Genomic DNA, 26,249 nt, shown 5'->3' on the forward strand with positions numbered 1-26,249 from the left:
CCTGATCCCATGCCGAACTCAGAAGTGAAACGCGGTAGCGCCGATGGTAGTGTGGCATTCGCCATGCGAGAGTAGGACACTGCCAGGCACCCAATACAAGAAACCCCGCTCATCGAGCGGGGTTTTTTATTGGCTGCAATTCAGTAAGTCGCCTGATAATTGACCCATCTTATCTCTTCTCCTCTGTTCTTATTGTTACTCGTCGCTGTTTTCTGGTTCCACAAATAGCCCGATGTTCCGCTTGGTACTCTTTCTTCGCTGAACCGCTGTCGCTTTTTTCGGTGGCTCTGGCGTCGTCATATCCCGTGCATCCCATGATCGCCTATACGTCATGATCTTTTGCTTGGGCTCTCTGCTTCCTGAGTTAGCTGCCCCCTCTTTTTAAGCCGCAACCCCATCGTCCCTGCTTTTCTATGACGGTGTTAACCGGCCCTGACTTTATTCCGAAGAGGGGTTATTGGCGGTAGCAACATGCAGGAGCCGTGGTCGCTGCGTTGGGTCGTTGTTGTTTGGGGTAATAAGGAATTGGGAAGGGATTCGCGCAGGAACGCAGAGGTTCGATGTTGATAGGTGATCTTGTGGCAGCTGTTGAGCCCACAGGTGAGAAGATCAAGAAAGGAGTTGAAGAAGACTAATGTGTTGAGCTCTATGAGGAGTGGCAAGTCGTAGGCAAATAAAAAGCCCACGCAACATGGTTGCATGGGCTCGGTATGAATGGCGGAGGAGGTGGGATTTGAACCCACGGATGGTCGCCCATCGCCGGTTTTCAAGACCGGTGCATTCAGCCGCTCTGCCACCCCTCCGCAGCAGTGCGGCGAATATTACCATGCTGATCCGGCTTGTAAATCCCCGTCCGGTTTGATTGCTGGTTAATTGCGCGAAATGACATGAAAAAGTGGCAGTCAGGGCGCATCAAGCGCTTTTTTGGCCAGATAACTTGACTTGAAAACAGACTCAACCACTATAGTGGCCTCTATCATATCCTCTGCAAGATAACGTTATGACTATTAAAAATGCCCTGTTTTGCGCGCTGGCTGGCGTGACCCTGCTGGCGACGCCGGTACATGCAAGCGAGCTGACCAAAAGCGATGTCGAGCAAATCGTTCGCGACTATCTGGTCAAGAATCCCGAGATCCTGGTCGAGATGTCCAATGCCCTGCGTGCCAAGCAGGAGAGCCAGCAGGCCGAGAGTGACAAGGCGCTGATCAAGGCTCACTCCAAGCAGCTTTATGCCAATCAGGATCCCGAGATGGGGAATCCGAAGGCATCTCTGACCATTGTGGAGTTTTTCGATTACAACTGCGGTTACTGCAAGCGTGCCCATCCGCTGGTCAAGCAGCTGATGGCGGAAGATAAAGACATCCGGTACATCTACAAGCAGTTCCCCATTCTGAGCGAGTCCTCCTACTTCGCAGCCCGTGCTGCGCTGGCGGTCCAGCTGGGTCAGCCTGACAAGTACCAGGCGTTCCACGAGAAGCTCTATACCCATCAGGGCCCGCTCGCTGATGAAGCACAGGTCAAGCAGTTGGCTGTGGCGGCCGGTGTGGACTGGAGCAAGGTGGAGGCCAAGATCAAGGATGGCAGCATTGACCAGAACCTCGGTACCAACCGTGCGCTGGCTGAAGCGCTCGGTATTTCCGGCACTCCCGCCTTTATCATCGGTGATCAGATCCTGCGCGGTGCCCCCCGTGATCTGGCCAGCCTGAAGGGATTTATCAAGGACGTGCGTGCCGGCAAGAGCATTCAATAAGCGGTTGTCATGGTCGAGGGCCCAGCGCCCCGGCCAGATACAGAAAGAGGGTCGGTATCACTACCGGCCCTCTTTTTTATTATGTCCTTTGGCACAAGTGGTCGTCGCGAAAGGACCATAACAACGTGCTCAGGACCCGGCCTGTTGGCCTCAGTAACAAGTATTAGCAGAGTCGTTCGGAGTCGATTGATAAATATTTCGCCTCGCAGAGGTGTGTCATGAGCATTGCTTAATTCCGGTCAAGATTTTTTCTGCTGCTTGCCTTAGAATCGCCGCCCGTTGCAGGAGAAACCCCTATGTTAGTTGATATTTTACGGCTGGTTTTTATAGCTGGAGGCCTCGTATTCATCTTTATGCTGGTGCAAGCCTGCTGGCGGAAGAAGCAGAGTGGATCCTTTGAGGCGACCCCCTTCTGGCCGGTGGCGTTGATCGGTGGGGTTGCCAACTTTCTCGATACCCTGGGGGTGGGCAGCTTTGCGGTAAAGACCGCCTGTTACAAGCAGTTCAAGCTGATCGATGATCGGGTGCTGCCGGGTACCCTAAATGGGCAGTGCGTGCTGCCGACCGTGACTCAGTCGCTGATCTTCGTCGGCGCAGTCGCAGTGGAGCCGCTGACGCTGATCAGCATGATGATGGCCGCCGCAGCTGGCGCAGCCTGGGGCGCTCGTCATGTGGCCTCGTTTGATCGGCAGACCATCCGGTTGGTGATGGCCATCTCCTTGCTGGTCGTCGCAGGGCTTATCTTTGCCGGTCTGCTGGGTCTTTTCCCTGTAGGCGGCGATGCGATGGGGCTCAGCGGCTACAAGTTGGCGATCGCCCTGCTCGGCAACTTCATCTTCGGAGTGCTGATGAATGTCGGTATCGGCCTGTTTGCTCCCTGCATGACGCTGGTTTATCTGCTGGGGATGAATCCGCTGGCGGCGTTTCCCATCATGATGGGCTCCACCGCCGTGCTTAGCGTTTTCTCCGCAGGCACCTTTATCCGCAAAGGGGCGTTTGATGCCAAGGCGGTGCTGGCGGTAGCCATCTTCGGTCCCATCGGTGTGGTGCTGGCAGCCATGCTGGTCAAATCCATGGATATGGCGATGCTGAAGTGGCTGGTTGCCTTTATCGTCATCTATACCTCCTGGACCATGTACGCCTCCTGGCGGGCGGCGCGTCGCTCCCCTGTGCAGCTGACGGTGGAGAGCGCAGGCTAGCCTGTACCAGTGCCGCTTCGGCCTTGGCCCCCAGAAAGACATAGAGGCCCAGCGCCAGCAGCAAACCCACCGCGCACCCCATCACTCCGACCGCAGGCCAGAGCAGCTCGCTCTGGCCGAGCGAGCCTTTGAACAGCAGCAACAGTCCCTCGATGGAGACCGCGATCAGGATGGCGGCGATAAAGCGGGTGATGGTGCGACGAATGGCGCTGTGGCGGAAGATATCCTTATGCAGCAGTACCTCCTCTTCCAGAATGGTCTTGCCCAGATCGAACACCGCCAGTGCCAGCGTCAGGAAGATGATGGCGCTAAAGGCGCCGAGCTGGTTCTGCTGCTCGCCGCACAATAGCTGGTAGAGCTGCTCCAGCCCGTGCCAGATGAGCGTCGCGACGATGAGAAACAGCGCCATGCTGAGCACCACATAGACCGCCTTGAACCAGGGCATGGCGCGGCGGCGCTCCCTGTCTCCCATCAACCAGCCAATCAGCTGATTCAGACAGACGGTGATCTCCCGTCCTTGCCCCTGCACGATAAGGTGCAACCGGTTATGGGCGGCCGGTGCCGCAGGCTGGATGCACATCGGCCCCTGATAATGGTCAATGCTGACGACAAAGGGATACCCCTTGAGCGAGACAAGGGGGGCGCTGAGCAGCCCCTGCAGTAGCGGGGTCAACTCCTCCTGATACTCCTGATAGCGCCGCAGCACATCGATGGGGCTCATCTCTGCCATATGGACCTCGGTGACGTGGGCTCTTGTGGTGAATGTGCAAATAGTGGGCCTACTTTATGACAGGGATGGCAGGGCAAGTTGCACCAGAGGATGACAAAACGACGGATGACGAGGGGGAATGCACCAGAACTGGGCGTATCGATGCCCTGTCTGGTGATCGCTGCACAGCAATAGATAAGGGCCCATGACGGGCCCTTCTGCGACAACCTGCGGCGATTTAGCCAGCCAGCTTGGCGAAGCTGCGCTCGGCGGCAGCCAGGGTATGTTCGATCTCCTTGTCGCCGTGAGCCAGAGACAGGAAGCCCGCCTCGTAGGCGCTCGGCGCCAGATAGACGCCCTCTTCCAGCATCAGATGGTAGAAGCGCTTGAAGCGCTCCATGTCGCAGCGGGTCACCTGCTCGTAGCGGGTGATCTCTGGCTCTTCGGTGAAGAAGAAGCCGAACATGCCGCCCACGTAGTTGATGGCGAGCGGGATGCCGTGCTTGGCGGCGGCGGCTTTGAGCCCTTCGGCGACCCGGGCGGTCTTGTCGCTCAGCTGTTCATAGAGGCCCGGCTCCAGCAGCAGATCCAGCATGGTGAGGCCGGCGGCCATGGCCACCGGGTTGCCGGAGAGAGTGCCTGCCTGATAGACCGGGCCGGTCGGAGCGATGTGCTGCATCACCTTCTTCTTGCCGCCGAAGGCGCCCACCGGCATGCCGGCACCGATGATCTTGCCGAGGGTGGTGAGATCCGGGTCGATGTTGTAGTGGCCTTGGGCGCCGCGCAGGGAGACGCGAAAACCTGTCATCACCTCGTCCAGGATCAGCAGGGCGCCGAACTCGTCACAGATGGTGCGTAGCCCTTCCAGGAAACCGGGCACCGGCGGGATGCAGTTCATGTTGCCGGCCACCGGCTCGACGATGATGCAGGCGATCTCGCTGCCGTATTGGCTGAAGGCTTCGCGCACCGAGTCCAGATCGTTGAACACGCAGGTGAGGGTGTGCTTGGCAAAGTCGGCCGGCACGCCCGGGCTGTTGGGTTGACCCAGGGTCAGGGCGCCGGAGCCGGCCTTGACCAGCAGGGAGTCGGCGTGGCCGTGGTAGCAGCCTTCGAATTTGACGATCTTGTCGCGGCCGGTGTAGCCGCGGGCCAGCCGGATGGCGCTCATGGTCGCCTCGGTGCCGGAGTTGACCATCCGCACCTGCTCCATGGAGGGGACGATCTGGCGTACCTTCTCGGCCATCAGCACTTCGATCTCGGTGGGGGCGCCGTAGCTCAGTCCTTTCTCGACGGCCTTGATGACGGCAGCCTTGATGGCCGGGTGGTTGTGACCCAGCAGCATGGGGCCCCAAGAACCGATGTAATCCACGTAGGCCTGGCCGTCCACGTCATAGAGGTAGGCGCCATCGGCGTGATCGATGAAGCGGGGTGTGCCGCCGACCCCATTGAAGGCGCGGACCGGTGAGTTGACGCCGCCCGGAATGGTCTGGCGGGCCTGTTCAAACAGCTGATCTGATTTTGACATGGATCATCCTTAATGGGATTTTGGTCGTCACACAAGGGATTGCAGCCGATTGAGACTCGGCAGGTCGGAGCATCAGGAGTATGCTTTGCGCTCTCGCCACCCGGACTCTCGGTCTGCTCCCGTGACAAAAATTTAACGGGCCGACTATAGCAGAAAGCCCCAGCCCTGGGCAGCCGAGCAACGCGCCGGGTGATCCTGATCTCAGCTAGCTGACGATATGGTTTTTCCAAGTTGGTGTAACAAGATGGCGCAACAAGCTCTCTCCTCTGAAGCCGATACCTCTGCGCGGGGGCCGCTTTCCCGCATTATCCGGCAAGACAAGATGCCCTTGCTGGTTCTGTTGCTGGCGGCGCTGGTCGGCACCCTGGCCGGACTGGTGTGCGGCCTGTTCGAATCGGGAGTCCACTGGCTGGCAGAGCAACGCATTGCCTTGCTGGCCGACCGTCCCTGGTGGCAGCTCGGTCTGCTCGGCTTTGGCTTCAGCGCCTTGCTGGGATTTGTCGGCTACTTCCTCACTCATACCTTTGCCTCGGAAGCGGGCGGTTCCGGCATTCCCGAGATCGAGGGGGCGATGGATGATCTGCGCCCGGTGCGGTGGTGGCGGGTGTTGCCGGTCAAGTTCTTCGGTGGCATCTGCACCCTGAGCTCCGGTATGGTGCTGGGGCGGGAGGGACCTTCGGTACAGATCGGCGGCAACCTCGGCAAGATGGTGGCGGATATCTTCCGGCTGCCCAAGGAACATGGCCATGCCCTGTTGGCCGCCGGTGCGGCGGGCGGTCTGGCTGCTGCCTTCAATGCGCCGCTGGCGGGCATCCTGTTCGTGATGGAGGAGATGCGACCGCAATTCCGCTACTCCTTTCTGGCCATCAAGGCGGTGGGGATCTCCGCCATCATGGCGACCCTGATGTTGCAGAACATGAAAGGGCAGGGAGCGGTGATCACCTTGCCCCACTACGATGCGCCAGCCCTCAAGGCGCTCTGGCTGTTCCTCTTTATGGGGGCCACTTTCGGGGTGCTCGGTTTTGTCTTCAACAAGTTGGTGCTGGCCTGTCAGGATGGCTATCTGGCGTTGCATCAGAACAAGCGCCACCGTTTCGTGGCCATCGGCATGCTGGTCGCCGGGACCTTTGGGGTGCTGTCGCTGTTTGCCCCCTCGGTGACGGGGGGCGGCACCGAGCTTATTCCCCATCTGATGGGGGATGAGTATGCGATGGCGAGCCTGTTCCTCATCTTCTCGGTGCGGCTGGTCGCGACCCTCATCTGCTTCTGTTCCGGTGCCCCGGGCGGGGTGTTTGCGCCGACCCTGGCGTTGGGCACTCTGTTTGGCGTGGTGTTCGGCCATCTGTTTCATGCGGCGTTTCCGGAGCTTGGCATCGAGCCCGGCGCCTTTGCCATCGCCGGAATGGGGGCGCTGTTTGCTGCCACAGTGCGTGCTCCCATCACGGGCATCGTGCTGGTCACCGAGATGACCGACAACTATCAGCTGATCCTGCCGATGATGATCACCACAGTCGGTGCGACTCTGGTTGCCCAGTGGCTGGGTGGCCGACCGATCTATTCCCAGATCCTAGAGCGAACTTTACGGCTCGCCGCGCGTCAAAAGCGGGGTGATGGCAGCGCCACGGCCAGTTAATTTTTCCCTTTATCGCCAGTGACCCCGGTCCGGGCGGTATAGTGAAGGGAGAGGCGCTGCCGTAAATGGCGTGATAACGGGATGAGGGGCTATGTCCAATCTATTGAAGTTATTGGTCGTGTTAGCCGTTGGCGGGCTCATCGGTTACTTTGTCGGTAACCGCCAGGAGCTGGCCCAGAGCAGCCTGTTGGTGGTGCAGCAGGAGACGCTGGATCGTCAGGGCAAGGCCATCGGCCAGCTCAAGACCGAATTGGGGGTGAAAGATACCCGGCTGGCGACCCAAAAAGCGGCCTTCGAGCAGTTGCAGACCACCTTGAAGAGTCAGGAGGCGCAGGTGCAGGAGCTCAAGCGCCAGCTGGCCTTTTTCGAGCGGATCATGCGCCCCACCGGCGAACAGGTGGGGGTGGTGATCGATAACCTGACCTTGCAGGAGACCAGCATTCCCGGTCGCTACCACTATCGTCTCGCCCTGACCCAGCCCGCCAAAAAGCGGGAGCTGTTTCGTGGTCAGGTGCAGATCCGGGTTGAGGGGAGCCTGGCTGATAAGCCGAAGACGCTGACCGGTCGCGATCTCGGAATGAAGGTGAGCGAGTGGCGTTATGCCCTGCGTTATTTCCAGCTGCTGGAAGGGAATTGGCAGTTGCCGGAAGGCTTTGTGCCGGATCGGATCCGTGTCACCATCAACAAGGATGGCAGGCAACCAGCGCAAGAGCTGCTGGTTGAGTGGGGCGAGGTGATCAAGCCGCTGGTCGCCACACCGCCTGCTCCGGTTCCCGCGGCCGGTTAAACGTGGTGAATACTTGAACTGAATGGTCGGGTATTGGATAATTTCGCGGTTTCCATGTTTGTGGATCTAATGGTTGTGAGGTCAGTAATGAGTGCAGTAGCAGAAGCCCCGCTGCCCATCCAGATGACGGATGCGGCGGCCAACAAGGTGAAGAACCTGATCACCGAGGAAGAGAATCCCGAGCTGAAGCTGCGGGTATACATCACGGGTGGGGGCTGCTCCGGTTTCCAGTATGGCTTTACCTTTGATGAGAAGATCAACGACGGGGACACCGTAGTCGAGAAGAATGGCGTCACCATGGTGATCGATCCCATGAGCCTGCAATATCTGGTAGGCGGCAGTGTGGATTACACCGAGGGTCTGGAAGGTTCACGCTTTACCGTGACCAACCCCAATGCCACCACGACCTGTGGCTGTGGCTCCAGCTTCTCCATCTGATCGGCGTATCGGTCTGATGAAACGGCTCTCGGCAACGAGGGCTGTTTTTGTTTGTGGTGATCAGTGTGCTCCATCAAACAGCATTTCTCTGAAACAACAAAGGCGCCTTGATGGCGCCTTTGTTGTTTGCAGGATGGCTTAGCGGGAGCTTGCCGCCGCGACCAGCGGGATCCGGTTCACCGCCTTGCCCATGTAGGCGAGGGTGATGGTCACAATGATGCAGGTGAAGCTCAGCCACATGTAGGGGAGGTAGTCGAGGGTGGCCACTCCCAGTACCCCGGCCATGAAGATGCCATTGTCGCTCCAGGGCACCATGCCGCAGGTGAGGGTGCCGCCAAACTCGGCGTTGCGAGAGAGGTTCTTGCGCGCCAGTCCCAGTCGGTCGTAGTTCTTGGCCATGATCTTGGGGGTCAGGATCAGCGACACATACATGGCTGAGCCGAACACGTTGGCCAGAAACGCGGTGCCGATGGTGTGGCTGGTCAGGCTGCCGACGCTATTGATGCGCTTCTCGAAGGCGCTGGCGATCACTTCCAGAATGCCAACCTTCTCCAGCAGGCCGCCAAACCCGAGACCGAAGATGATGACCGCGACCGAGCCCAGCATGGACTCCATGCCGCCGCGACCGAGAATGTTGTCGATAAAATCGATGCCGGAGGTGATGGCAAACGGACTATAAGCTGAGTGCATCGCTTTGACCGGATCCATGCCCTGGAAGGCGATGGCCCAGATCAGGCCCAGCAGGGCGCCGAAGCTGATCACCGGGAAGGCGGGCTTGCGGTTGGCCAGCAGACCCAGCACCAGCACCACGGGGACTATGGCCAGCGGGGTGATGTTGAACTGGTTGTCGAGAGCCTCCATCACCAGATTGACCTGCTCCAGGCTGACATTACCCGAATACTGCATGCCCACCACGGTGAACAGCACGGCGGTGATGACATAGGAGAGCAGGCTGATAGGCAGCATCCCCTTGATATGCTCCACCACGTCGACGTTGGACATGGTCGAAGCCAGCACTACTGAGTCGGAGAGCGGAGAGAGCTTGTCACCAAAATAGACGCCGGAGAGCACGGCACCGGCTACCAGCGGCGCAGGCACGCCGAGGCTGTGGCCGATCCCCATCATGGCGATACCGGCGGTGGCGGCAGAGCCCCAGGAGGTGCCGGTGGCCAGCGAGGTCAGGGAGCAGATGATCAGGGTCGCCAGCAGGAAGATGGACGGGTGAATCACCTTGAGGCCGAAGTAGATGATGCTGGGGACTATGCCACCGGCAATCCAGGTGCCGACCAGAGCACCGACGGAGACCAGGATCAGGATGGCCCCCATTCCCTTGGCAACGCCGTCAACGGCTGCCTGTTCCAGGGATTTGTAATCGTGGCCGAGTTTGATGCCAAGCCCCATAATGACGAACCAGGCGATGAACAACGCCAGCTGGATCGGCAGATCGAGCACGCTGGTGAACGAGAATGCCAGGGCCAGGAAAATGGCCAGACAGGCAAACACCTGTGCCATGCCCGGTAGTCGGATGTGGTTTTGTTGGTTTTGCATAGATACTTCCTAAACTCTTGCTCGCCAAGGTCACTCCCTCTCGTCCTGTGGATACATCGATCCCGAGGAGGCAACCCAAAAAGAGGCCGCAATCTACCACAAACCCGGCGGGTTAAAGCCCCATCAAATTGGCAAAAATGCACATTTGATTGAAAAAATCACAAATTAGTTGATCTCATAACCCGTTTTTGAGCGGCCTGTTGACACAAAGGGGCACATACGAAGCTTGCCTGTGACGCCACTTGCATCCCCATCAGATGAAGATGATAATTATTATCAATTGTTGATTGGGGAGAAAACAATGCGCTGGATATTGCGGGGGATGATGTTGCTGGTGGCGGTGGCCGTACTCGCATGGGGTCAGGATAAAGAGTACGGCACCTGGAGTGCCGGTTTTCTGCTGGCTGCCTGGGTGATGCTGGAGCCCGGATTGCGGCCCGCCTTGATCTTGCTGCCAGTGGCCGGGTTGACCGGTATCGTCACCCTGCTCTGGCAGCAGCCCTGGTTATGAGCTTTTGACGGGAGCCTGCTTGATCTTCTGCTGTGCCACCTTGAGCGATTCGACCACCAGTTTCTCCATTTCGGTACGCTTGGCGTCGGTCAGGAAGTAGATCATGTCGACATTGTGGCGAATATAGTGGGCCGGAAGCTGGTTGAGGGTGAGGCAGCAGAGGTCGGCCATCTGATCGCTGTTGAGCTTTTGCTGCAGCCCCTGTTTCTCAATCTCCTTGAGCACCAGATGTTCGTAAAAGTTGTGAATGTCGGTATCCAGTATCATATGCGTTCCTTGGCATGACGATGAGCGGGGAGTCGTCAAAAGCATAGCCATAACAAGGAGTAAAAACAAAAGGCCCATCACTTTCGTGATGGGCCTTTTGCGTAATGAATGGTGCGAAGAGAGGGACTCGAACCCTCACATCCGTGGGACACTAACACCTGAAGCTAGCGCGTCTACCAATTCCGCCACCTTCGCACACTGATTTTCTCCAGCTGGTTTTTAAATGCGGTTGGAGCGCATTGCTCTGTGTTTACATGTCAGAATCATGGTGCGAAGAGAGGGACTCGAACCCTCACACCCGGGGGGCACTAACACCTGAAGCTAGCGCGTCTACCAATTCCGCCACCTTCGCACATTCGGGTTTCCAGTCTGTATTTACATGCTGTCTGGATAAAGCATGGTGCGAAGAGAGGGACTCGAACCCTCACATCCGTGGGACACTAACACCTGAAGCTAGCGCGTCTACCAATTCCGCCACCTTCGCACATTGTGTTACCAGTTTTGATTTACATGCTGTCTGGAGAAGCATGGTGCGAAGAGAGGGACTCGAACCCTCACACCCGGGGGGCACTAACACCTGAAGCTAGCGCGTCTACCAATTCCGCCACCTTCGCACATTCGGGTTTTCTAGTTGGATTTACATGCTGCTGAATCAGCATGGCAGTATTGGTGCGAAGAGAGGGACTCGAACCCTCACATCCGTGGGACACTAACACCTGAAGCTAGCGCGTCTACCAATTCCGCCACCTTCGCATCACTGCGGAGGGGGATTCTATAGAGTTTTGGGGGGGCGTCAACAGCCAAAGGGGACTTTTTTCGCTGTTGACGCCCAAAGTGGCGCCAAGGGTACAAAACTTCAGCAATTAGCCGACGTCTGGCATTCAGTAACGGCCCAATGCGTTCTGATACATCCGTTCATACTGGGTGACTGAGTCAGGCCAGTTGAAGCGGGTGCTCATGGCATTGCGCTGCACCTTGGCAAAACGCTCTTTGTCCTGCAGGAAATAGAGCAGGCTGCGGCGCATGGTATCGAGCAGGATGGCGGCAGTCGGATCGTTAAAACAGAAGCCGGTGGCATGCTCGGGATCGGCATCCCAATCCACCACGGTATCTTTCAGACCACCCACGGCGCGCACTAGTGGCAGGGTGCCATAGGCGAGACTGTACATCTGGTTGAGGCCGCAAGGCTCGAACAGAGAGGGCATCAGGAAGAAGTCGGCACCGGCTTCGACCAGATGAGCCAGTCGATCGTCATAGGTGTTGATGAAGGCGAGCTTGCCCGGATAATCCCGGGCCATGGTTTGCAGTTGCGTGGCGAGCGCAGGATCGCCAGAGCCGACGATCACCACTTGTACCTGATGGTGGAGGAATTTCTCCAGCGCAGGGAGCAGCAGGGGAACGCCCTTCTGCTCGGTCAGGCGGCAAACCATGCCGTAGATGGGCAAGTCCGCCACGGCCAGCCCCGCCTCCTGCTGCAGGCTCTCTTTGCAGATCTGTTTGCCAGCCATGTTGTCGATGCTGTAGGTCGCAGGCAGGAATTCGTCGAACTCAGGATCCCAGTCCTTGTAGTCGCAGCCGTTGAGGATGCCGCAGAGATCTGCCGCCCGCTGCTGGAAGATATGCGCCATGCCGTGGGCGCCGAGGTGAGTCAACAGCTCCTGGGCATAGTTGGGACTGACCGCATTGATCTTGTCGGCGTAGAGCACCCCGCATTTGAGCAGATTGACGTGGCCGTAGTCGTAGTTGATGCGGCGTTCGTAGTCGGCGATCTCGGGCATGGCCCAGAACTGCTCCCGCCCGAATACTCCCTGAAACGCCGCATTGTGAATGCTGATCACGCTGCGAGTCTGCTGGAAGAAGGGGTTGTGGGCGTGACGGGTTTTAAGCAGCAGTGGCAGCAGGCCGGTGTGCCAGTCATTGCAGTGGGCGATATCCGGGGCAAAGCCGAGCTGCTCGCAGGCATGGAGGGCCGCGGCAGAGAAGAAGGCAAAGCGCTCGCCATTATCCGGATAGGCCTGATTGTTCTCGGCGTAGAGCTGGGGACGATCGAAATATTGCGGGCAATCGAGCAGATAGACGCAGACGCCATCCAGCTCCATCTGGTAGATGCGATAACCGATATCCGGCAGCCCGGGGTGGGTTGGCAACCAGCGAGAAGCGACCAGTCTGGCCTCATCCCGTCGCTTTATCGTCTTGTAGAAGGGGAGCATGATCCTGACATCATGCCCCTTCTGGGCCAGGTACATCGGCAGGGCTCTGGCGACATCGGCCAGGCCCCCGGTCTTGACCAGCCCCTCAACCTCCGAGGCAACAAACAGGATTTTCAGTGGGTTAATAGCCAACTCTTGCTCCCTTAGGTACCACCACGATACCGCCTTCGGATACGGTAAATCGCTCTCTATCGTGGTCGAGATTTTCACCGATAACGGTGCCGGGCGCAATTTCAACGTTTTTATCTATGATCGCGCGCCGGATGGAGCACCCTTCACCAATCTTCACATCCCCCAGCAGCACGGATTCACTGATATGGCTGCACGCGCCGATATTGCAGCGGAAACCGAGGATGGATCGCTGGATCTGGCTGCCCTGAATGAAGCAACCGGCGGAGATCAGCGAGTTGGCGATCTTCACCTTGCACTCGTCGCTGTCGATGAAGGTAGCAGGCGGCAGCGCCGGATAGTGGGTGTGCAGGGGCCACTTGCGGTTATAGAGGGAGAAGGGGGGATTGTCGGCCACCAGGTCCATGTGCGCTTGCCAATAAGAGTCGAGGGTGCCCACATCCCGCCAGTAGACGTGCGGTTTCTCGCCGGGGATGACGTTGGTGCTGTAGTCGTAGACATAGACGGGCGCGCGCGGGTAGAGGCTCGGGATCACATCCTTGCCAAAGTCGTGGCTGGAGTTCTCCTCGGCGGCATCCCGCTTCAACTCGCGGCAGAGGGCATCGGTCTCGAAGATGTAGTTTCCCATGGAGACCAGCGCCTGGGTCGGATCGCCGGGAATGTGCTTGGGCTGCTTTGGTTTTTCCTGAAAGCCGATCATCCGCCCTTCGGTATCCACCTCGATCACCCCGAAGGCGCTCGCCTCTTCGATGGGCATGCGAAGTGCCGCGACCGTCATGGCGGCGCTCTTCTGCTTGTGGAAGGTGACCATCTGACTCACATCCATCTTGTAGATGTGGTCGGAGCCGAAGATGCAGACGTGATCCGGTTCGGCTCGCTCGATAAAACCGAGGTTCTGGTAGATAGCATCGGCGGTGCCGTCATACCAGCGTTTGCCCATCCGCATCTGGGCCGGGATAGGGTCGATAAAGCGGTCGGTGATGCCGACGATATTCCAGCCCTTCTTCATGTGCAGGTAGAGGGACTGGGATTTGAATTGGGTCAGTACATAGATGCGCAGAAAGTCGGCGTTGACGAAGTTGTTGAGGACAAAGTCGATCAGCCGGTAGCTGCCACCAAAGGGGACGGAAGGCTTGCTGCGGGTAGTGGTCAGAGGCTGCAGGCGAGTACCTTCGCCACCAGCCAGGATCATGGTCAATATGCCTGCCATCGTATTTCTCTCCCTGAATGAACAACATGAAAAGGTTTTCAAAGCTCGGCATAAAAACACCCCTAAAGGGGTGGTTTTTGTCGTGCTCTTAGTACCTTACCAGATCCCGTATGGGGCTCTCTAGCTGTTTTCTTGTACTGCTTACACTTAATTACACTTTGCTCAGATAGACCTTGAATTTGGCATCACTGCTGATCACTTCAGTCCGTTTGAAGTGTGTCTCCAGTATAGGCTGGTAGCGCAAGAAGGCGTTGGCAACAATGGTCAGCGAACCATTTGGCAGCAAAAATTCCGGCGCCTTGGCCAAGAACTGTTCGGTTGCCGCATAGAAGGTTTTGAGACCCGCATGGAATGGCGGGTTGGAGACGATGTGCTGGAAACGGGTGGAGACATCCGAGTAGACATCGGAAGCGGTGACCTTGCCCTGCAGACCGTTGATCGCCAGGGTGCGGCGGCTCGATTCGAGTGCCAGTGCGCTGATATCCACCATGTTGACTTGCAGATCCGGATTGCGCTTGGCCAGCACAGACCCAATCACTCCGGCGCCACAACCGAAATCGAGCAGCTCGCCCTTCAGCGGCGGCACGGCGGCCAGCAGCATCTGGGTGCCGAGGTCCAGCTCGGCGGCGCTGAAGACGCCGGGCAGCGCCAGCACGGTCAGCTCGGTATCACCCGCCTTGCACTGATAGCGGCCAAACCAGCTATCCAGATCGAACGGGGCGACCGGTTGGCTCAGCTCACCGTGATAGAGGGAGCAGCGGCGCGCCGAATCGCGCTTGACCGGCTTTTCGCCATAGGGGGCCAGCAGCTTGTCGGCGCCATTGATGCCGCCGCGGTTTTCACCGGCGAGGAACAGATCTGCACCCGCTTCCAGCAAGGGGGTCATCATGGCCAGCAGATATTGTGCCTCGGCCTTGGCCTTGGGCATCAGCAGTAACAGGGCATCGAAGCGGGGGGCACCACCTAGCTGGTGGTCAAACAGGATCGCCTCGCCGAGGGCGGCCTGCTGGCTGCGGTAGTAGCAGTAATCGGTGGTAAAGACGGTCAGGGTCTGGGCCAGGCTCGCCAGCTGGCGGGGGTAGTCATCCTCCAGCGCGCCGCAGACAAGTAGCCGCTTGCCGACAAAGAGGGCTTGGTTTCGTTCCAGCATCTGGCTGACGGCACTGATAGGGCTGCTCATCGGGTCTCTCCACGCAATTTTGGGCGGCCATTATACATAGCCCCTTTCGCCTTGACATTTATGCCGTGTTCCCGAAATATGCCCAGACACCATTTTTTGACCAGAGATGACGAAATGCGGTTCAACGGGTTGAAACGAAAGCACAAAAAAAGCCTGAAATTCGGGCCTGCCGACGTTCGCGCGTAACCTCTCATCCCTGAGAAGCTTCAAACCCCGGTTGCGCACATCGTACCGGGGTTTTTTATTGCCATATGCGCGTCATTTAGGAGAAGGAGATCCCATGTTTCAAGGTTCAATCGTTGCGTTGATCACCCCGTTTCGACAGGGAAAGCTGGATGAAGAGGCGCTGCTGCGTCTGGTGGAATGGCATATCGAGCAGGGTACTCACGGCATTGTGCCGGTGGGTACCACGGGTGAGAGCCCGACCCTGACCCACGACGAGCACTGCCGGGTGGTGGAGCTGGTGGTCAAACAGGTCGCTGGTCGCATTCCGGTGATTGCCGGGGCCGGTTCCAACAATCCGGTCGAAGCCATCGAGTACACCCTCCATGCCGAGCGTGTGGGGGCTGATGCTACTCTGCATGTGGCCGGTTACTACAACCGCCCCAATCAGGAGGGGCTCTACCACCACTTCAAGGCGGTACACGATGCCACCGCCAAGCCGATCATCGTCTACAACATTCCGCCGCGCGCCATCGTTGACGTGCAACCAGCGACCCTAGCCCGTCTGGCTAAACTGCCGCGCATTGCCGGGGTAAAAGATGCCACCGGCGATCTGGCCCGCCCCTGGACCGAGCGCCAGCTGATCAAAAAGCCCTTCGCCTGGCTCTCCGGTGAAGATGCCACGGCTGTGGCCTATAACATCGGCGGTGGTCAGGGCTGTATCTCGGTGACTGCCAACGTGGCCCCCAAGCTGGTAGCCGAGGTGCAGAACCTCACGCTGGCCGGCAAGTGGCAAGAAGCACGCGAATTGCAAGACAAGCTGATTCCGCTTCATCAGGCGATGTTTGCCGAGCCGAGCCCGGCCGGTGCCAAATATGCCGCTTCCCTGCTCGGTTTCTGCAGCGAGGAGTGTCGCCTGCCGGTGATGCCACTGTCGGAAGCGACCCGCGAGCGCATTCGCAGCGCCATGCAGCAGCTCAACCTGCTGTAGTGCAAAACGGGTGAGCCAAGGCTCACCCGTTTTGTTTTCGGCTTTTGTTTCCGGTCTTTATTTCCGACCTTTAGTACCGGTATGGCCACGCTCAGGCTGCGTGATGCAGCCAGGCGGCGATGGCCAGCTGCAACTCGACATATGCCGGATAGAGGAAGAGATCGGCCAGTTCGGCAGGCCACTCGTTTTGCTCGCCCGATTGGGCTTGCAGATGTGCGTGCAGGCTGGTCAGTGCTGGCATCCAGGTGGCGGGTTGTGGCAGTGTGGCCGCACTGCGGGCGACCAGATCGATCCCCTGGCACAGGGCCGCGAGTGCCTGCTGTTGAGCATCTTCATCCTGCGGATGCTCCAGCCAGAGCTGCTCGTGATGCTGCCAGTGACGCAGCCCATCGCTTACCCCCGTTGTGCCATCCATACCTTCATGTTCGACCAGCGCCTGCAGGGCCAGCGGTTTGCCAAGACCAGCCAGTCGATAGCCGCGCTGGGCCTTGGATTGGGCGCCGAGACGCAGTCCACCAAGCTTGGCGAGGCGTTGGGCCAGTGCAAACAGCGCCGCGGTAGCGCCTGATTTGAGCTCCAGTTCCAGTTCGTTGATGGTGGTGCTGCCCTGACTGCCGACTATCTCTCCCTGATCCCAAGCCAGTTCAATCTCGGCCCCCTCGAAGGCGATCAGCCAATGGCGGCGCAGGAAGTCGGTACGAAACTGGGGGACCAGCTGCTGCTGAATGTGGTCACGCTCGGTCAGGGTCGGCCAAATTTCATCGGGAAAGGCCGAGAGGGTCGGCAGATCGCCGCTTACGGGAGCGTTGTACTCGGGTCTGGCATGCAGGCCGCCCACCACCTGGCCACGGCATTTGATGGTCTGCTCGGCGAAGGCGTCGCAGCGGCGAATGCGCAGCCCCATATCCAGCTGGCGCAGAGCCAAGGTCGGCGTATCGAAATAGACGTTGCCGAGCTGCTGTTGTGATGATTCTTTAATCTCAAGAGAATTCAGCAGGTTGGATAACTCGGGTTGAATGTCGCGGGCGACAAAAAACTTTATCTCGATCTCAGTTTGCATAGTCATTCCGGGCTGGCAGGCAACTTTGGGGGGCAGGATTCGGGTCGCGGGGATATAATGCCCGCGAGACGACTAGATTAATTCGCGGTTTAATTGAGGGCGCAGTTCGGTTACCATGCGCGCCTCATAAAATCGTATCGAGTGTTTTTTCACCGACACAGGTTTGGCCATGCCAGTAAATACTATTTTGGGGCTTTTTGCCAAGTCCCCCATCAAGCCGCTGCAGAAGCATATCGTCAAGGTTCACCAGTGCTCCCAGCAGTTGGTTCCTTTCTTTGACGCCGTTGCCGAAGACCGTTGGGAAGATGCCGAGAAGATCCGGCAGCAGATCGCCCAACTGGAAAAAGAGGCAGATACCCTCAAGCGTGAAATCCGTCTGAAACTGCCTCGCGGCCTGTTCCTGCCGGTTGCACGTACCGACCTGCTGGAGCTGTTGACCCAGCAAGACAAGATTGCCAACCGTGCCAAGGATATCTCCGGCCGCATGCTTGGTCGTCGCATGGAGTTCCCCGCCGAAATGCGGACGGATTTCATGGCTTACCTCAAACGTTGTATTGATGCGACCGCTCAGGCCGAGAAAGCGATCGGGGAGCTCGACGAGCTGCTCGAGACCGGCTTCAAAGGACGGGAAGTGGAAATGGTTGCCGAGATGATCCATCAGCTGGATCTGATCGAGGACGATACAGACACCATGCAGATCGGACTGCGCCAACAGCTGCAAGCGGTTGAGCACAATTACAATCCGATCGATGTGATGTTCCTTTACAAGATCCTCGAATGGGTAGGTGACCTGGCAGATCAGGCCGAGCGCGTAGGCGCCCGTCTGGAACTGATGCTGGCTCGTTCGTAATCGACTGACTGGGTAAACACTATTAATGGACATTATCGCGAATTACGGCACCACTCTGGTGCTCGTGGCGGCCTTGTTCGGCTTTTTGATGGCTTGGGGCATTGGTGCGAATGACGTAGCCAACGCCATGGGCACATCGGTCGGCACCAAATCCCTGACCATTCGTCAGGCGATCATCATTGCCATGATCTTCGAATTTGCCGGTGCCTATCTGGCCGGTGGCGAAGTGACGGCCACCATCCGTAACGGCATCATCGACAGCAATGCGTTTGTCGATAGCCCGGACCTGCTGGTGCTCGGCATGATCGCCTCCCTGCTGGCGGCAGGCGCCTGGTTGATCCTCGCCTCCTACTTCGGCTGGCCTGTTTCCACCACTCACTCCATCATCGGCGCCATCGTCGGTTTCGCTGTGGTGAGCATTGGCCCGGAAGCGGTGCAGTGGAGCAAGTTCGGCGGCATCGTCGGCTCCTGGGTCATCACCCCGGCCATCTCAGGTGTCATCGCCTACTTCATGTTCATCAGCGTGCAGAAGCTGATCTTCAACACCGATGACCCCCTGAACAACGCCAAGCGCTATGTGCCGTTCTACATGTTCCTGACTGCGCTGGTGATCTGTCTGGTGACCATCAAGAAGGGGCTGACCCACGTCGGTCTGCACCTGAGCGATGGTGAGGGCATTCTGCTCTCCATCGCCATCTCCATCGCAGTGGCGTTTGCCGGCTGGATCTACATTCGCGGCCAGAAGTACAACCCGCAGGATGACAGCAAGATGCACTTCGCCAACGTGGAGAAGGTGTTCGGCATCTTGATGGTGATCACTGCCTGTGCCATGGCCTTTGCCCACGGCTCCAACGATGTGGCCAACGCCATTGGCCCGCTCTCTGCGGTGGCCTCTATCGTGGCTTCCGGTGGCGAGATTTCCAGTCAGGCTGCCATTGCCTGGTGGATACTGCCGCTGGGCGGTATCGGTATCGTGATCGGTCTGGCGACCATGGGCGAGAAGGTTATGGCGACGGTCGGTACCGGCATCACTCACCTGACCCCGAGCCGTGGTTTTGCTGCCCAGCTGGCGACTGCCGCGACCGTAGTGATTGCCTCCGGTACCGGTCTGCCCATCTCCACCACCCAGACCCTGGTCGGTGCTGTGATGGGGGTCGGTCTGGCGCGCGGTATTGCGGCGCTGAATCTGGGGGTACTGCGCAACATCGTGGTCTCCTGGATCATCACCCTGCCTGCAGGTGCCATTCTGGCTATCGCCATCTTCTACGTGCTGCAGGCCTGCTTCTCCTAATCGAAGCGGCATTCAGCAAAAAGCCCGAGTCATCGACTCGGGCTTTTTTATTGTGCGAGGGAGCTGAGGTGCTGCTCCCTTTGCAATCTGCCTTAGAGGCTGTCGCAGATCTGCCACAGATCGTACTGGATAGCGGCGGCGGTCACTTCCCGACCCGCCCCCGGCCCCTGGATCACCAGCGGGTTGGTGCGATAGCTGTCGCTCTCGATGGCGAAGATGTTGTCGCACGGCAAGAGGTTGGCAAACGGGTGATGGGGCTCCAGCGCCTCCAGTCCGACCCGCGCCTTGCCGTCATGCTCGAAGCGGGCCACGTAGCGCAGTACCTTGCCGAGGCGCTTGGCCCCTTCGAAGGCGGTCTGGATCGGGCCATCCAGCTCTTTCAGTCTGTCCATGAACTGATCGGCGGTCACCTTGCGCAGCGTGACGGGTACCAGATTCTCCAGCTCGATATCGGCGGAGTCGAGCTCGAAGCCTGCTTCCCGCGCCAGAATAAGCAGCTTGCGCCGCACATCCTGACCGGAGAGATCTTCGCGGGGATCCGGCTCGGTCAGACCGTGCTGCCACGCCTCGTCCACCAGCTCGGAGAAGGGGCGTGAGCCGTCATACTGCTGGAACAGCCAGGAGAGGGTGCCTGAGAAGATGCCGGAGACCCCCTGAATGCGGTCGCCGCTCTGGCGCAGCATCTGGATGCTGGACTGGATCGGCAGCCCGGCGCCCACGGTGGCGTTGTAGCGCCACTGCACCTGATGGTCGCGACAGGTCTGCTTGATGCGCTGGTAGAACTCGCTGTCGGCGGCACCGGCAAACTTGTTGGCGGCGATGATGTGAATGCCGAGCTGGGCGAAGTCGGGGTAGTAGCGGCTCACCGTTTCGCTGGCGGTCATGTCTAGTGCAATCAGCGCATCGAAGCCGTGCTGCTCAAGCTGGGAGAGCAACTCCGGCCAGATCAGCGGCTTGGGGTTGAAGTTGTCCTGTACCTTGAGGGGGTTGAGCCCCTCTTCATCGAGCAGGCCCCCTTCCGAGCTGAACACCCCGTAGAGGGTGAGCGCCAGATTGAGCTCATGTTCCAGCCGTGCCTTTTCACGGGCGTAGAGGCTGAGCCAGTGGCCGCCGATATTGCCCTTGCCGAACACCACCAGTCCGACCCGGGTCGGGCGGCTGAAGAGGGCGCTGTGCAGGGCGATGAGCAGCGGCTCCAGCACTACCTGACGCAGCACGGCCACCAGACTTAGGCCATCTCTGGCCACCTGTACGAACTCCAGCGGTTGATCTGCCAGCAGCTGATAGAAGCGGTGACACTGCTCCGCGTTGTCGGTGACACCGGCACCGACCAGCGCCACCAGACTGTACCCCTCTTTCTGGATGAGGCCAGTGAAGCTCCCTTGCAGCTGGAAGTCGCGCAGCAGCTCGAAGGCGCCTTGTGCTACCTCAAGGGTGTAGGCGAGGCGCAGGATCCGGCGATCCGGCTGGCGCTGCAGGGTGAGCGGGTTGAGGCGGTGGCGGGCCAGATGGGCCTCGATGGTGGCCACCGTCTGCTCGTAGTTGGTCTGCGGCAGCACCTTCAGCTCGATGAGGGCGATCTGATCCACCGAGGAGACGATGCGGGCGCCACCGGAGCGGGGGGCGCGGCGCAGGATATGGGTGCAGCCCTCGTCCGGGTTGTAGCTGCAGCGCAAAGTGAGGCGCTGGCGGCTGTCGGCCACCGGTTGCAGGGTGCGCGAGTGCAGCACCGAGGAGCCAAGACGGGCCAGCTCGTTGGCTTCCGCGAGGCTCAGGCGTTCCAGCAGACGCGCTTCTTTCACCCGACGCGGGTCGGCGCTGTAGACCCCGGCCACGTCGCTCCAGATGGTGGTGGATTCGCCGTCCGCCAGCAGCGCCAACAGGCTGGCGCTGTAGTCGGATCCATTGCGACCGAGCAGCAGGGAGCGCCCCTCCATGTCGGCAGCGATAAAGCCGGTTACCACGATACGACCGGCATGTTCGGCCAGTCGCGCCTTGAGCAGCTCGCTGGAGAGCGCAGTATCTACCTTGACCAGAGCGCCATCCTCGGCGCGCAGGAAGCTGCGGGCATCGAGCCAGATAGCCTTGTCGCCGCGGCTGGTGAGCAGGGCAGCCAGCAGGCGAGCCGACCACACTTCGCCAAAGGCGAGCAGGCCGTTGCGGGCGAAGCGGTCAAACTGCCCCTCCAGCGTTTTGGCGATCAGCTGCATGTCGTCGGCCAGCTGCTTGCTCAGATCGAGCTGCAGCTCGCCCTCCAGCAAGCCGTCGATCAGGCTCTGCTGATAGGCCTGAAGGGCGGAGATGGCTTCACCAGCGGCTTCATCACCCGCTTCGGCCAGCTCCACCAGCTGGATCAGTCGGTTGGTGGTCTTGCCGGCGGCGGAGACTACGATCAGCTCGTCGCCACCCACCTGTTGTTCAACGATGCTGGCGACCCGGCGATAACAGACCGGATCCGCCAGACTGCTGCCACCAAATTTGTGGACGTGACGCCGCTTCAATCCTGCATCTGTGGCCACCGCGATCTCTCCTTGTTGCTGCTGTTCCATTACTTCGCTACCTGTTCTGCCTGCTGCGCCTGTTCAAAAGCCTGAGCCAGATCGGCCACCAGGTCTTCACCGTGTTCAATACCGACCGACAACCGCAGCAGCTGGGCGCTGATACCTGCTGCCTGTTGCGCGACCGGGGTCATGGCCCTGTGGGTCATGCTGGCCGGATGGGCCACCAGACTCTCCACCCCGCCGAGGGACTCGGCCACCGAGAAGAGGGTGAGGGCCGCGAGGAAGGCGCGAATGCCTGCCTCGCTGCAATCGAGTTCAAAACTTAGCATGGCGCCGAAGCCGGACTGTTGACGGCGCGCAATGTCGTGGCCCGGATGGCTCGGCAGGCTGGGGTGATAGATGCGTTTCACCAGCGGCTGCTGTTGCAGGAAGGCGAGGATGCGGTCGGTGTTCTCCTGATGGGTGCGCAATCTGGGGGCCAGAGTGCGCAGACCGCGCAGGGTGAGGTAGGAGTCGAACGCCCCGGAGGTGAGCCCCAGACAGTTGGCCCACCACACCAGCGACTCGGCCAGTGCCGCCTCTTTGGCAATCGCCACCCCGCCCACCACGTCGGAGTGGCCGTTGATGTACTTGGTGGTGGAGTGCACCACCACGTCGGCACCGAGGGCCAGGGGTTGTTGCAGCAGGGGGGAGAGGAAGGTGTTGTCCACCACCACCTGCGCACCCACCTCGTGGGCGGCGCTGGCGATGATACTGATATCTACCACTCGCAGCAGCGGGTTGGAGGGGGTCTCGACCCATACCAGTGCAGGCTTTTGCGCCAGCGCGGCGGCCAGTGCTGCCTCATCCCCCTGATCGACAAACTGTACCCGGTAGTGGCCCTTGGCCGCCAGATACTCAAACAGACGCCAGGTGCCGCCGTAGCAGTCGTGGGGGGCGAGCAGCAGATCCCCCGCCTTGAGCAGGGCAGTGGTGACCAGATGGACGGCGCCCATGCCGGTGCCGGTGACCACGGCGCCAGCGCCCCCTTCCAGCGCCGCCAGCGCGTCCGCCAGATTGGTGCGGGTTGGATTGCCGGAGCGGGCATAATCGTATTGACGGGGCTCGCCAAAGTCGGCAAAGGTGTAGTTGCTGGAGAGGTAGATGGGGGGCACCACGGCACCGTGCTGTGTGTCTGTCTCAATCCCGGTGCGAACCGCCAGGGTGGCCTTGTGGGTCATATCACTCTCCTTGATGTCTCTTTACACGCAGGCATCTTGCTGCCACGCGCCATCCCGCCATTGCGGGCTCATGGTCAACCACACTACGCCAGCTTAAAAAAGCCGTCAACACTTCCAGACGTCCAAATGGCTTTGCTGTTGGATTGCCATTAATTTCCTTAAGGGTTAAAATCCGCGCTCACGGCTAAATGAGAACAGGTGAGTCATGGGAACAGAGTGGAACGGCGACTACGTCAGCCCCTACGCGGAACACGGTAAGAAGAGCGAACAGGTCAAGAAGATTACCGTCTCGATCCCGCTCAAGGTGTTGAAAGTGTTGACCGATGAGCGCACCCGCCGTCAGGTGAACAACCTGCGTCATGCGACCAACAGCGAGCTGCTCTGTGAAGCCTTCCTGCACGCTTTCACCGGCCAGCCGCTCCCTTGCGACGAAGACTTGCGCAAGGATCAACCGGACAGCGTCCCGGCCGAAGCGCGTGCCATCATGGAAGCGCTGGGCAAAGAGATCGAAGATTTCGACAAGGAATAATCCCCAATGACGCGGCCCTGGCCGCGTCATTGCTATCTGCCATGTCCCGCTTCAGCCTGCGCCACTATCACCACCACGTCTGCAGCCATAGCCACGACTTTGCCCAGCTGGTGATCCCCCTCGACGGCCCCCTCGAGATCGAGGTGCAGGGCCGGGGGCGCAGGCTTGCCCCCGGTTCTGCCTGCGTCATCGCCCCCGGCGAGCGGCACGATTATGCCGCCGATCCCGCGCTTTCGTTTCTGGTGCAGGAGAGCGACTGGCTACCCGGGGATCTGGCGGCCTGCCCCTTTATCGAGCTGGATGAGCCCCAGCGCCACTACCTCGCGTTTCTGCACCGCATGGTGGCCGAGGGGCGGCAGGTGGCGGGCATGGAGCAGGTGTGGCTCTCCCTGCTGGCTGAAGGGCAGGGGATGCAGAGAGCAGCCATTCCACGCCTTGCCGCTCGCATCCTCAAGGTGCAGCGCCATATCGATGCCAACCTCGCCGCCCCGCTGACCAATCAGCAACTCGCCGCCATCGCCTGCCTTGGCCAGAGCCAGTTCAAGCTCGCTTTTCGCCAGCAGTTGGGGGTGAGCGTCTCCCACTACATTCGCAGTCGGCGCATGGCGCGGGCGCGCACCCTGCTTGCCGGTACGCAACTGCCCGTTGGCGAGATTGCCAGCCGCTGCGGCTACCAGAATCAGGGGGCCTTCGGCGAGCGCTTCCTGAGTGAGACCGGGCTCACTCCGTCCCTCTGGCGCCAGCAAAACGGCCACCTGCCGCAACGAAACGGCTGATCGCCGAAGACGGGATGCTCTATTTGGGCCATGCTGCGGGTCATGCAAGGTGCACGATAAACAGGAGCCAAAATGGAGACGATTAGCTGGCAGGATTTCGAGATGGTGGAGCTGAGGGTGGGCACTCTGGTGCGGGTCGAGCCGTTCCCCGAGGCGCGCAAACCGGCCTACAAGGTGTGGGCGGATTTTGGCCCCGAGCTGGGGATACGCAAGAGCAGTGCCCAGATCACCGCGCTCTACCAGCCAGAGCAGCTGGTGGGCCGCCAGATCATCGCCGTAGTCAACTTCCCGACCAAGCAGATCGGCCCGTTTCAGTCGGAGTTTCTGCTGACCGGTTTCTATCGGCCGGATGGCGCCGTAGTGATGGCTATTCCCGAGCAGGCCGTGGAGAACGGCGCCAAGCTGGGCTGAGTTCACACCCGAACAGAGACAAGAGAGGCGACCCCGGGGTCGCCTCTCTTTTTTGCTTGTTGCTCGCCGTTACTTCAACAGGCTGAAGATCAGCGCCGATACCGCCAGCGAACCGGTCAGCAGGATAAAGCCGTTGGTCCATCCGTGACGGAAGCGGGCCAGCGCCTCCACCTTGTAGATGGCAATCACCGGCATGATGAACAGGATCATGGCGATGACCGGGCCGGAAAGGGTCTCCATCAGCCCCAGAATGCCCGGGTTGATGACTGCAGCACCCCAGATGGCGAAGAACATCAGGGCGATACCCAGCTTGTCCGCCTTGGCCAACGGCAGGCCGGTGGGCTTGGCGATCAGGCTTTTCAGGCTTTCACGGGCACCGAGGAAGTGGCCGAGGAAGGAGGAGCTGATGGCGATAAAGGCAATGAGCGGCCCCAGAGTCACAATCACCGGGTTGTCGGTGATGTTGGCGAGATAGGAGAGCACGGAGACGTTCTGGGCCTTGGCTTCAGCCAGTTGGGCTGGCGAGAGGCTCAGCACGCAGGAGAAGACGAAGAACAGCACGAAGCCTACCAGCATTACTGTGGTGTTGCGCAGGATCAGGCCGCTCTTGGCTTCTGCCTGCTCGCCATATTCACGACGCTGCACGTTGGCAAAGCCGGAGATGGCGGCGGCGTGGCTGAAGGCGAACACGGTGACCGGCAGCGCCAGCCAGACGGTATTGAGGAAGCTGACTCCCTCAAACGCGGTCACTTCCGGCCACTGCCACTGAGGGATCAGGTAGCAGGAGAGGGCCGCCAGAATGGCCGCCAGCGGATAGACCATAAAGGCGAAGGCGCGCAGCATCGCTTTCTCACCCGCCAGCATCACAGCGATCATGGCGAACACCAGCACGCCGGAGAGCATCACCCGATCCGGGGTCGCCATGCCGAGCTGGTTGACCATGAAGCTCTCCACCGTGTTGGTCAGCCCGACCCCGTAGATGAGCAGGATCGGGAAGATGGAGAGGAAGTAGAGCGCCGAGATGAGGCGACCGGCCATTTTGCCGAAATGCTCCTCCGCCACTTCGGTGAAGTCGGCGTGGGGGCGTGACGAGGAAAGCACGAAGCGCGCCAGCCCGCGGTGGGCGAGGAAGGTCATGGGACCTGCCAGTACCGCGACGATGACGAGAGGCCAGATGCCGCCCAGGCCCAGATTGATGGGCAGGAACAGGATGCCGGCGCCAACGGCGGTGCCAAACAGACTGATGACCCAGTGGGTGTCGTGACGGCGCCAGCGGGTGGTGCTGGACGTGGTGGAGCCGGAACCGGATAGCTCCTTGGTAGCCTCTACAGATAAACTCATTACTAATTCACTTTTTGTTAG

Annotated in this window: 23 protein-coding genes, 6 tRNA genes and 1 rRNA gene; 13 read left to right on the forward strand and 17 right to left on the reverse strand. The window is 59.6% G+C overall.

Translation table 11 applies throughout. From position 1 onward, the window contains the following. Positions 1-88: ribosomal RNA gene (gene rrf, locus AB5Y97_RS19890) — 5S ribosomal RNA — on the forward strand; the annotation flags it as partial. A gap of 627 nt (positions 89-715) precedes the next feature. Here the strand turns inward: rrf and AB5Y97_RS19895 are convergent. Further along, a tRNA-Ser gene (locus tag AB5Y97_RS19895) sits at positions 716-803 on the reverse strand. 197 nt (positions 804-1,000) lie between these two features. Between AB5Y97_RS19895 and AB5Y97_RS19900 the strand changes: the two genes are divergently transcribed. Both AB5Y97_RS19900 and AB5Y97_RS19905 read left to right on the forward strand, forming a co-directional pair. After that, entirely contained in the window at positions 1,001-1,750 is a 750-nt protein-coding gene (locus tag AB5Y97_RS19900; protein WP_042084194.1) for a DsbA family protein, read from the forward strand. A gap of 296 nt (positions 1,751-2,046) precedes the next feature. Then, entirely contained in the window at positions 2,047-2,949 is a 903-nt protein-coding gene (locus AB5Y97_RS19905) for a sulfite exporter TauE/SafE family protein (RefSeq protein ID WP_201946956.1), read from the forward strand. On the opposite strand, the gene AB5Y97_RS19910 is transcribed toward AB5Y97_RS19905, so the two are convergent. Both AB5Y97_RS19910 and hemL read right to left on the reverse strand, forming a co-directional pair. Beyond that, a complete protein-coding gene (locus AB5Y97_RS19910) occupies positions 2,864-3,679 on the reverse strand; it encodes a hypothetical protein (protein ID WP_216956498.1) in 816 nt (271 codons plus the stop codon). The two genes, AB5Y97_RS19905 and AB5Y97_RS19910, sit on opposite strands and share 86 nt — an antisense overlap. Positions 3,680-3,896: 217 nt before the next feature. After that, positions 3,897-5,183 carry a glutamate-1-semialdehyde 2,1-aminomutase gene (hemL, locus tag AB5Y97_RS19915; protein ID WP_017787643.1) on the reverse strand — a complete coding sequence of 429 codons (1,287 nt, stop codon included), beginning with the start codon at positions 5,181-5,183 and terminating at the stop codon, positions 3,897-3,899. Between the two features lie 244 nt (positions 5,184-5,427). Here hemL and clcA point away from each other — a divergent pair, with 244 nt between their 5' ends. The 3 genes from clcA (at position 5,428) to erpA (ending at position 8,041) form a co-directional block, all read left to right on the forward strand. Continuing rightward, the gene (gene clcA / locus AB5Y97_RS19920) at positions 5,428-6,816 is read left to right on the forward strand and encodes a H(+)/Cl(-) exchange transporter ClcA (RefSeq protein WP_201946961.1); all 1,389 of its coding nucleotides are present in this window, start codon (positions 5,428-5,430) and stop codon (positions 6,814-6,816) included. Between the two features lie 91 nt (positions 6,817-6,907). Then, positions 6,908-7,603: a DUF6776 family protein gene (locus tag AB5Y97_RS19925; protein ID WP_201946964.1), complete on the forward strand. Its 696-nt coding sequence runs from the start codon at positions 6,908-6,910 to the stop codon at positions 7,601-7,603. Between the two features lie 87 nt (positions 7,604-7,690). Then, complete coding sequence (gene erpA / locus AB5Y97_RS19930; protein WP_005340225.1) at positions 7,691-8,041, forward strand: iron-sulfur cluster insertion protein ErpA; 351 nt, start codon at positions 7,691-7,693, stop codon at positions 8,039-8,041. A gap of 138 nt (positions 8,042-8,179) precedes the next feature. Here the strand turns inward: erpA and nhaC are convergent, their stop codons facing one another. After that, positions 8,180-9,589: a Na+/H+ antiporter NhaC gene (nhaC, locus tag AB5Y97_RS19935; RefSeq protein WP_005357819.1), complete on the reverse strand. Its 1,410-nt coding sequence runs from the start codon at positions 9,587-9,589 to the stop codon at positions 8,180-8,182. Positions 9,590-9,890: 301 nt separating this feature from the next. On the opposite strand from nhaC, the gene AB5Y97_RS19940 reads away from it, so the two are divergent. Then, positions 9,891-10,100: a hypothetical protein gene (locus AB5Y97_RS19940; protein ID WP_005357820.1), complete on the forward strand. Its 210-nt coding sequence runs from the start codon at positions 9,891-9,893 to the stop codon at positions 10,098-10,100. Here the strand turns inward: AB5Y97_RS19940 and AB5Y97_RS19945 are convergent. The 9 genes from AB5Y97_RS19945 to rsmC form a co-directional block, all read right to left on the reverse strand. Continuing rightward, the gene (locus AB5Y97_RS19945) at positions 10,095-10,367 is read right to left on the reverse strand and encodes a late competence development ComFB family protein (protein WP_005343036.1); all 273 of its coding nucleotides are present in this window, start codon (positions 10,365-10,367) and stop codon (positions 10,095-10,097) included. The genes AB5Y97_RS19940 and AB5Y97_RS19945 overlap by 6 nt on opposite strands. A 109-nt stretch (positions 10,368-10,476) precedes the next feature. Beyond that, positions 10,477-10,562 (reverse strand) — tRNA-Leu (locus AB5Y97_RS19950). A 71-nt stretch (positions 10,563-10,633) separates the two neighbouring features. Beyond that, positions 10,634-10,719: transfer RNA gene (locus AB5Y97_RS19955), tRNA-Leu, on the reverse strand. A 46-nt stretch (positions 10,720-10,765) separates the two neighbouring features. Then, positions 10,766-10,851 (reverse strand) — tRNA-Leu (locus AB5Y97_RS19960). A gap of 44 nt (positions 10,852-10,895) precedes the next feature. Next, positions 10,896-10,981 (reverse strand) — tRNA-Leu (locus AB5Y97_RS19965). Between the two features lie 53 nt (positions 10,982-11,034). Then, positions 11,035-11,120: transfer RNA gene (locus AB5Y97_RS19970), tRNA-Leu, on the reverse strand. A 128-nt stretch (positions 11,121-11,248) separates the two neighbouring features. Continuing rightward, complete coding sequence (glgA, locus tag AB5Y97_RS19975; RefSeq protein WP_058058561.1) at positions 11,249-12,709, reverse strand: glycogen synthase GlgA; 1,461 nt, start codon at positions 12,707-12,709, stop codon at positions 11,249-11,251. Further along, positions 12,699-13,916: a glucose-1-phosphate adenylyltransferase gene (gene glgC, locus AB5Y97_RS19980; RefSeq protein ID WP_201946966.1), complete on the reverse strand. Its 1,218-nt coding sequence runs from the start codon at positions 13,914-13,916 to the stop codon at positions 12,699-12,701. The genes glgA and glgC overlap by 11 nt, the downstream gene beginning before the upstream one ends. 151 nt (positions 13,917-14,067) lie before the next feature. Continuing rightward, positions 14,068-15,096 (reverse strand): 16S rRNA (guanine(1207)-N(2))-methyltransferase RsmC, encoded by a 1,029-nt coding sequence (gene rsmC / locus AB5Y97_RS19985; protein WP_368158847.1) that lies wholly within the window; start codon positions 15,094-15,096, stop codon positions 14,068-14,070. A gap of 280 nt (positions 15,097-15,376) precedes the next feature. Between rsmC and dapA the strand changes: the two genes are divergently transcribed. Continuing rightward, positions 15,377-16,249, forward strand: a complete 873-nt coding sequence (dapA, locus tag AB5Y97_RS19990; protein WP_368158849.1) for a 4-hydroxy-tetrahydrodipicolinate synthase — start codon at positions 15,377-15,379, stop codon at positions 16,247-16,249. A gap of 91 nt (positions 16,250-16,340) precedes the next feature. Here dapA and AB5Y97_RS19995 read toward each other — a convergent pair whose 3' ends face one another. Further along, positions 16,341-17,309, reverse strand: coding sequence for an inorganic triphosphatase (locus tag AB5Y97_RS19995; RefSeq protein ID WP_368158850.1), 969 nt, complete (start codon positions 17,307-17,309; stop codon positions 16,341-16,343). A gap of 169 nt (positions 17,310-17,478) precedes the next feature. Between AB5Y97_RS19995 and AB5Y97_RS20000 the strand changes: the two genes are divergently transcribed. Next, positions 17,479-18,159, forward strand: a complete 681-nt coding sequence (locus AB5Y97_RS20000; protein ID WP_005340244.1) for a TIGR00153 family protein — start codon at positions 17,479-17,481, stop codon at positions 18,157-18,159. Positions 18,160-18,184: 25 nt separating this feature from the next. After that, positions 18,185-19,450 carry an inorganic phosphate transporter gene (locus AB5Y97_RS20005; protein WP_005343043.1) on the forward strand — a complete coding sequence of 422 codons (1,266 nt, stop codon included), beginning with the start codon at positions 18,185-18,187 and terminating at the stop codon, positions 19,448-19,450. 92 nt (positions 19,451-19,542) lie between these two features. On the opposite strand, the gene AB5Y97_RS20010 is transcribed toward AB5Y97_RS20005, so the two are convergent. Beyond that, complete coding sequence (locus tag AB5Y97_RS20010) at positions 19,543-21,999, reverse strand: bifunctional aspartate kinase/homoserine dehydrogenase II (protein WP_368158851.1); 2,457 nt, start codon at positions 21,997-21,999, stop codon at positions 19,543-19,545. Beyond that, a complete protein-coding gene (gene metB / locus AB5Y97_RS20015) occupies positions 21,999-23,171 on the reverse strand; it encodes a cystathionine gamma-synthase (protein WP_368158853.1) in 1,173 nt (390 codons plus the stop codon). Before metB ends, AB5Y97_RS20010 begins: the two co-directional genes overlap by 1 nt. A gap of 205 nt (positions 23,172-23,376) precedes the next feature. On the opposite strand from metB, the gene metJ reads away from it, so the two are divergent. The 3 genes from metJ to AB5Y97_RS20030 all read left to right on the forward strand — a co-directional run bounded on the left by metJ (position 23,377) and on the right by AB5Y97_RS20030 (position 24,887). Further along, positions 23,377-23,700 carry a met regulon transcriptional regulator MetJ gene (gene metJ / locus AB5Y97_RS20020; protein ID WP_005340251.1) on the forward strand — a complete coding sequence of 108 codons (324 nt, stop codon included), beginning with the start codon at positions 23,377-23,379 and terminating at the stop codon, positions 23,698-23,700. Between the two features lie 41 nt (positions 23,701-23,741). Further along, positions 23,742-24,476 (forward strand): AraC family transcriptional regulator, encoded by a 735-nt coding sequence (locus AB5Y97_RS20025; RefSeq protein ID WP_201946974.1) that lies wholly within the window; start codon positions 23,742-23,744, stop codon positions 24,474-24,476. A gap of 72 nt (positions 24,477-24,548) precedes the next feature. Beyond that, positions 24,549-24,887 carry a tRNA-binding protein gene (locus tag AB5Y97_RS20030; protein ID WP_033113988.1) on the forward strand — a complete coding sequence of 113 codons (339 nt, stop codon included), beginning with the start codon at positions 24,549-24,551 and terminating at the stop codon, positions 24,885-24,887. Positions 24,888-24,956: 69 nt separating this feature from the next. Here AB5Y97_RS20030 and AB5Y97_RS20035 read toward each other — a convergent pair whose 3' ends face one another. Then, entirely contained in the window at positions 24,957-26,228 is a 1,272-nt protein-coding gene (locus tag AB5Y97_RS20035) for an aromatic amino acid transport family protein (RefSeq protein WP_201946976.1), read from the reverse strand. Positions 26,229-26,249 lie beyond the last annotated feature (21 nt).

The organism is Aeromonas sp. R10-2, from assembly GCF_040908445.1.
Classification (GTDB): domain Bacteria; phylum Pseudomonadota; class Gammaproteobacteria; order Enterobacterales; family Aeromonadaceae; genus Aeromonas; species Aeromonas veronii.

Coding starts and splice junctions, on each gene's coding strand:
- AB5Y97_RS19900 (WP_042084194.1), top strand. CDS start 1,001: ATGACTATTAAAAATGCCCTGTTTTGCGCGCTGGCTGGCGTGACCCTG.
- AB5Y97_RS19905 (WP_201946956.1), top strand. CDS start 2,047: ATGTTAGTTGATATTTTACGGCTGGTTTTTATAGCTGGAGGCCTCGTA.
- AB5Y97_RS19910 (WP_216956498.1), bottom strand. CDS start 3,679: ATGGCAGAGATGAGCCCCATCGATGTGCTGCGGCGCTATCAGGAGTAT.
- hemL (WP_017787643.1), bottom strand. CDS start 5,183: ATGTCAAAATCAGATCAGCTGTTTGAACAGGCCCGCCAGACCATTCCG.
- clcA (WP_201946961.1), top strand. CDS start 5,428: ATGGCGCAACAAGCTCTCTCCTCTGAAGCCGATACCTCTGCGCGGGGG.
- AB5Y97_RS19925 (WP_201946964.1), top strand. CDS start 6,908: ATGTCCAATCTATTGAAGTTATTGGTCGTGTTAGCCGTTGGCGGGCTC.
- erpA (WP_005340225.1), top strand. CDS start 7,691: ATGAGTGCAGTAGCAGAAGCCCCGCTGCCCATCCAGATGACGGATGCG.
- nhaC (WP_005357819.1), bottom strand. CDS start 9,589: ATGCAAAACCAACAAAACCACATCCGACTACCGGGCATGGCACAGGTG.
- AB5Y97_RS19940 (WP_005357820.1), top strand. CDS start 9,891: ATGCGCTGGATATTGCGGGGGATGATGTTGCTGGTGGCGGTGGCCGTA.
- AB5Y97_RS19945 (WP_005343036.1), bottom strand. CDS start 10,367: ATGATACTGGATACCGACATTCACAACTTTTACGAACATCTGGTGCTC.
- glgC (WP_201946966.1), bottom strand. CDS start 13,916: ATGGCAGGCATATTGACCATGATCCTGGCTGGTGGCGAAGGTACTCGC.
- rsmC (WP_368158847.1), bottom strand. CDS start 15,096: ATGAGCAGCCCTATCAGTGCCGTCAGCCAGATGCTGGAACGAAACCAA.
- dapA (WP_368158849.1), top strand. CDS start 15,377: ATGTTTCAAGGTTCAATCGTTGCGTTGATCACCCCGTTTCGACAGGGA.
- AB5Y97_RS19995 (WP_368158850.1), bottom strand. CDS start 17,309: ATGCAAACTGAGATCGAGATAAAGTTTTTTGTCGCCCGCGACATTCAA.
- AB5Y97_RS20000 (WP_005340244.1), top strand. CDS start 17,479: ATGCCAGTAAATACTATTTTGGGGCTTTTTGCCAAGTCCCCCATCAAG.
- AB5Y97_RS20005 (WP_005343043.1), top strand. CDS start 18,185: ATGGACATTATCGCGAATTACGGCACCACTCTGGTGCTCGTGGCGGCC.
- AB5Y97_RS20010 (WP_368158851.1), bottom strand. CDS start 21,999: ATGGAACAGCAGCAACAAGGAGAGATCGCGGTGGCCACAGATGCAGGA.
- metB (WP_368158853.1), bottom strand. CDS start 23,171: ATGACCCACAAGGCCACCCTGGCGGTTCGCACCGGGATTGAGACAGAC.
- metJ (WP_005340251.1), top strand. CDS start 23,377: ATGGGAACAGAGTGGAACGGCGACTACGTCAGCCCCTACGCGGAACAC.
- AB5Y97_RS20025 (WP_201946974.1), top strand. CDS start 23,742: ATGTCCCGCTTCAGCCTGCGCCACTATCACCACCACGTCTGCAGCCAT.
- AB5Y97_RS20030 (WP_033113988.1), top strand. CDS start 24,549: ATGGAGACGATTAGCTGGCAGGATTTCGAGATGGTGGAGCTGAGGGTG.
- AB5Y97_RS20035 (WP_201946976.1), bottom strand. CDS start 26,228: ATGAGTTTATCTGTAGAGGCTACCAAGGAGCTATCCGGTTCCGGCTCC.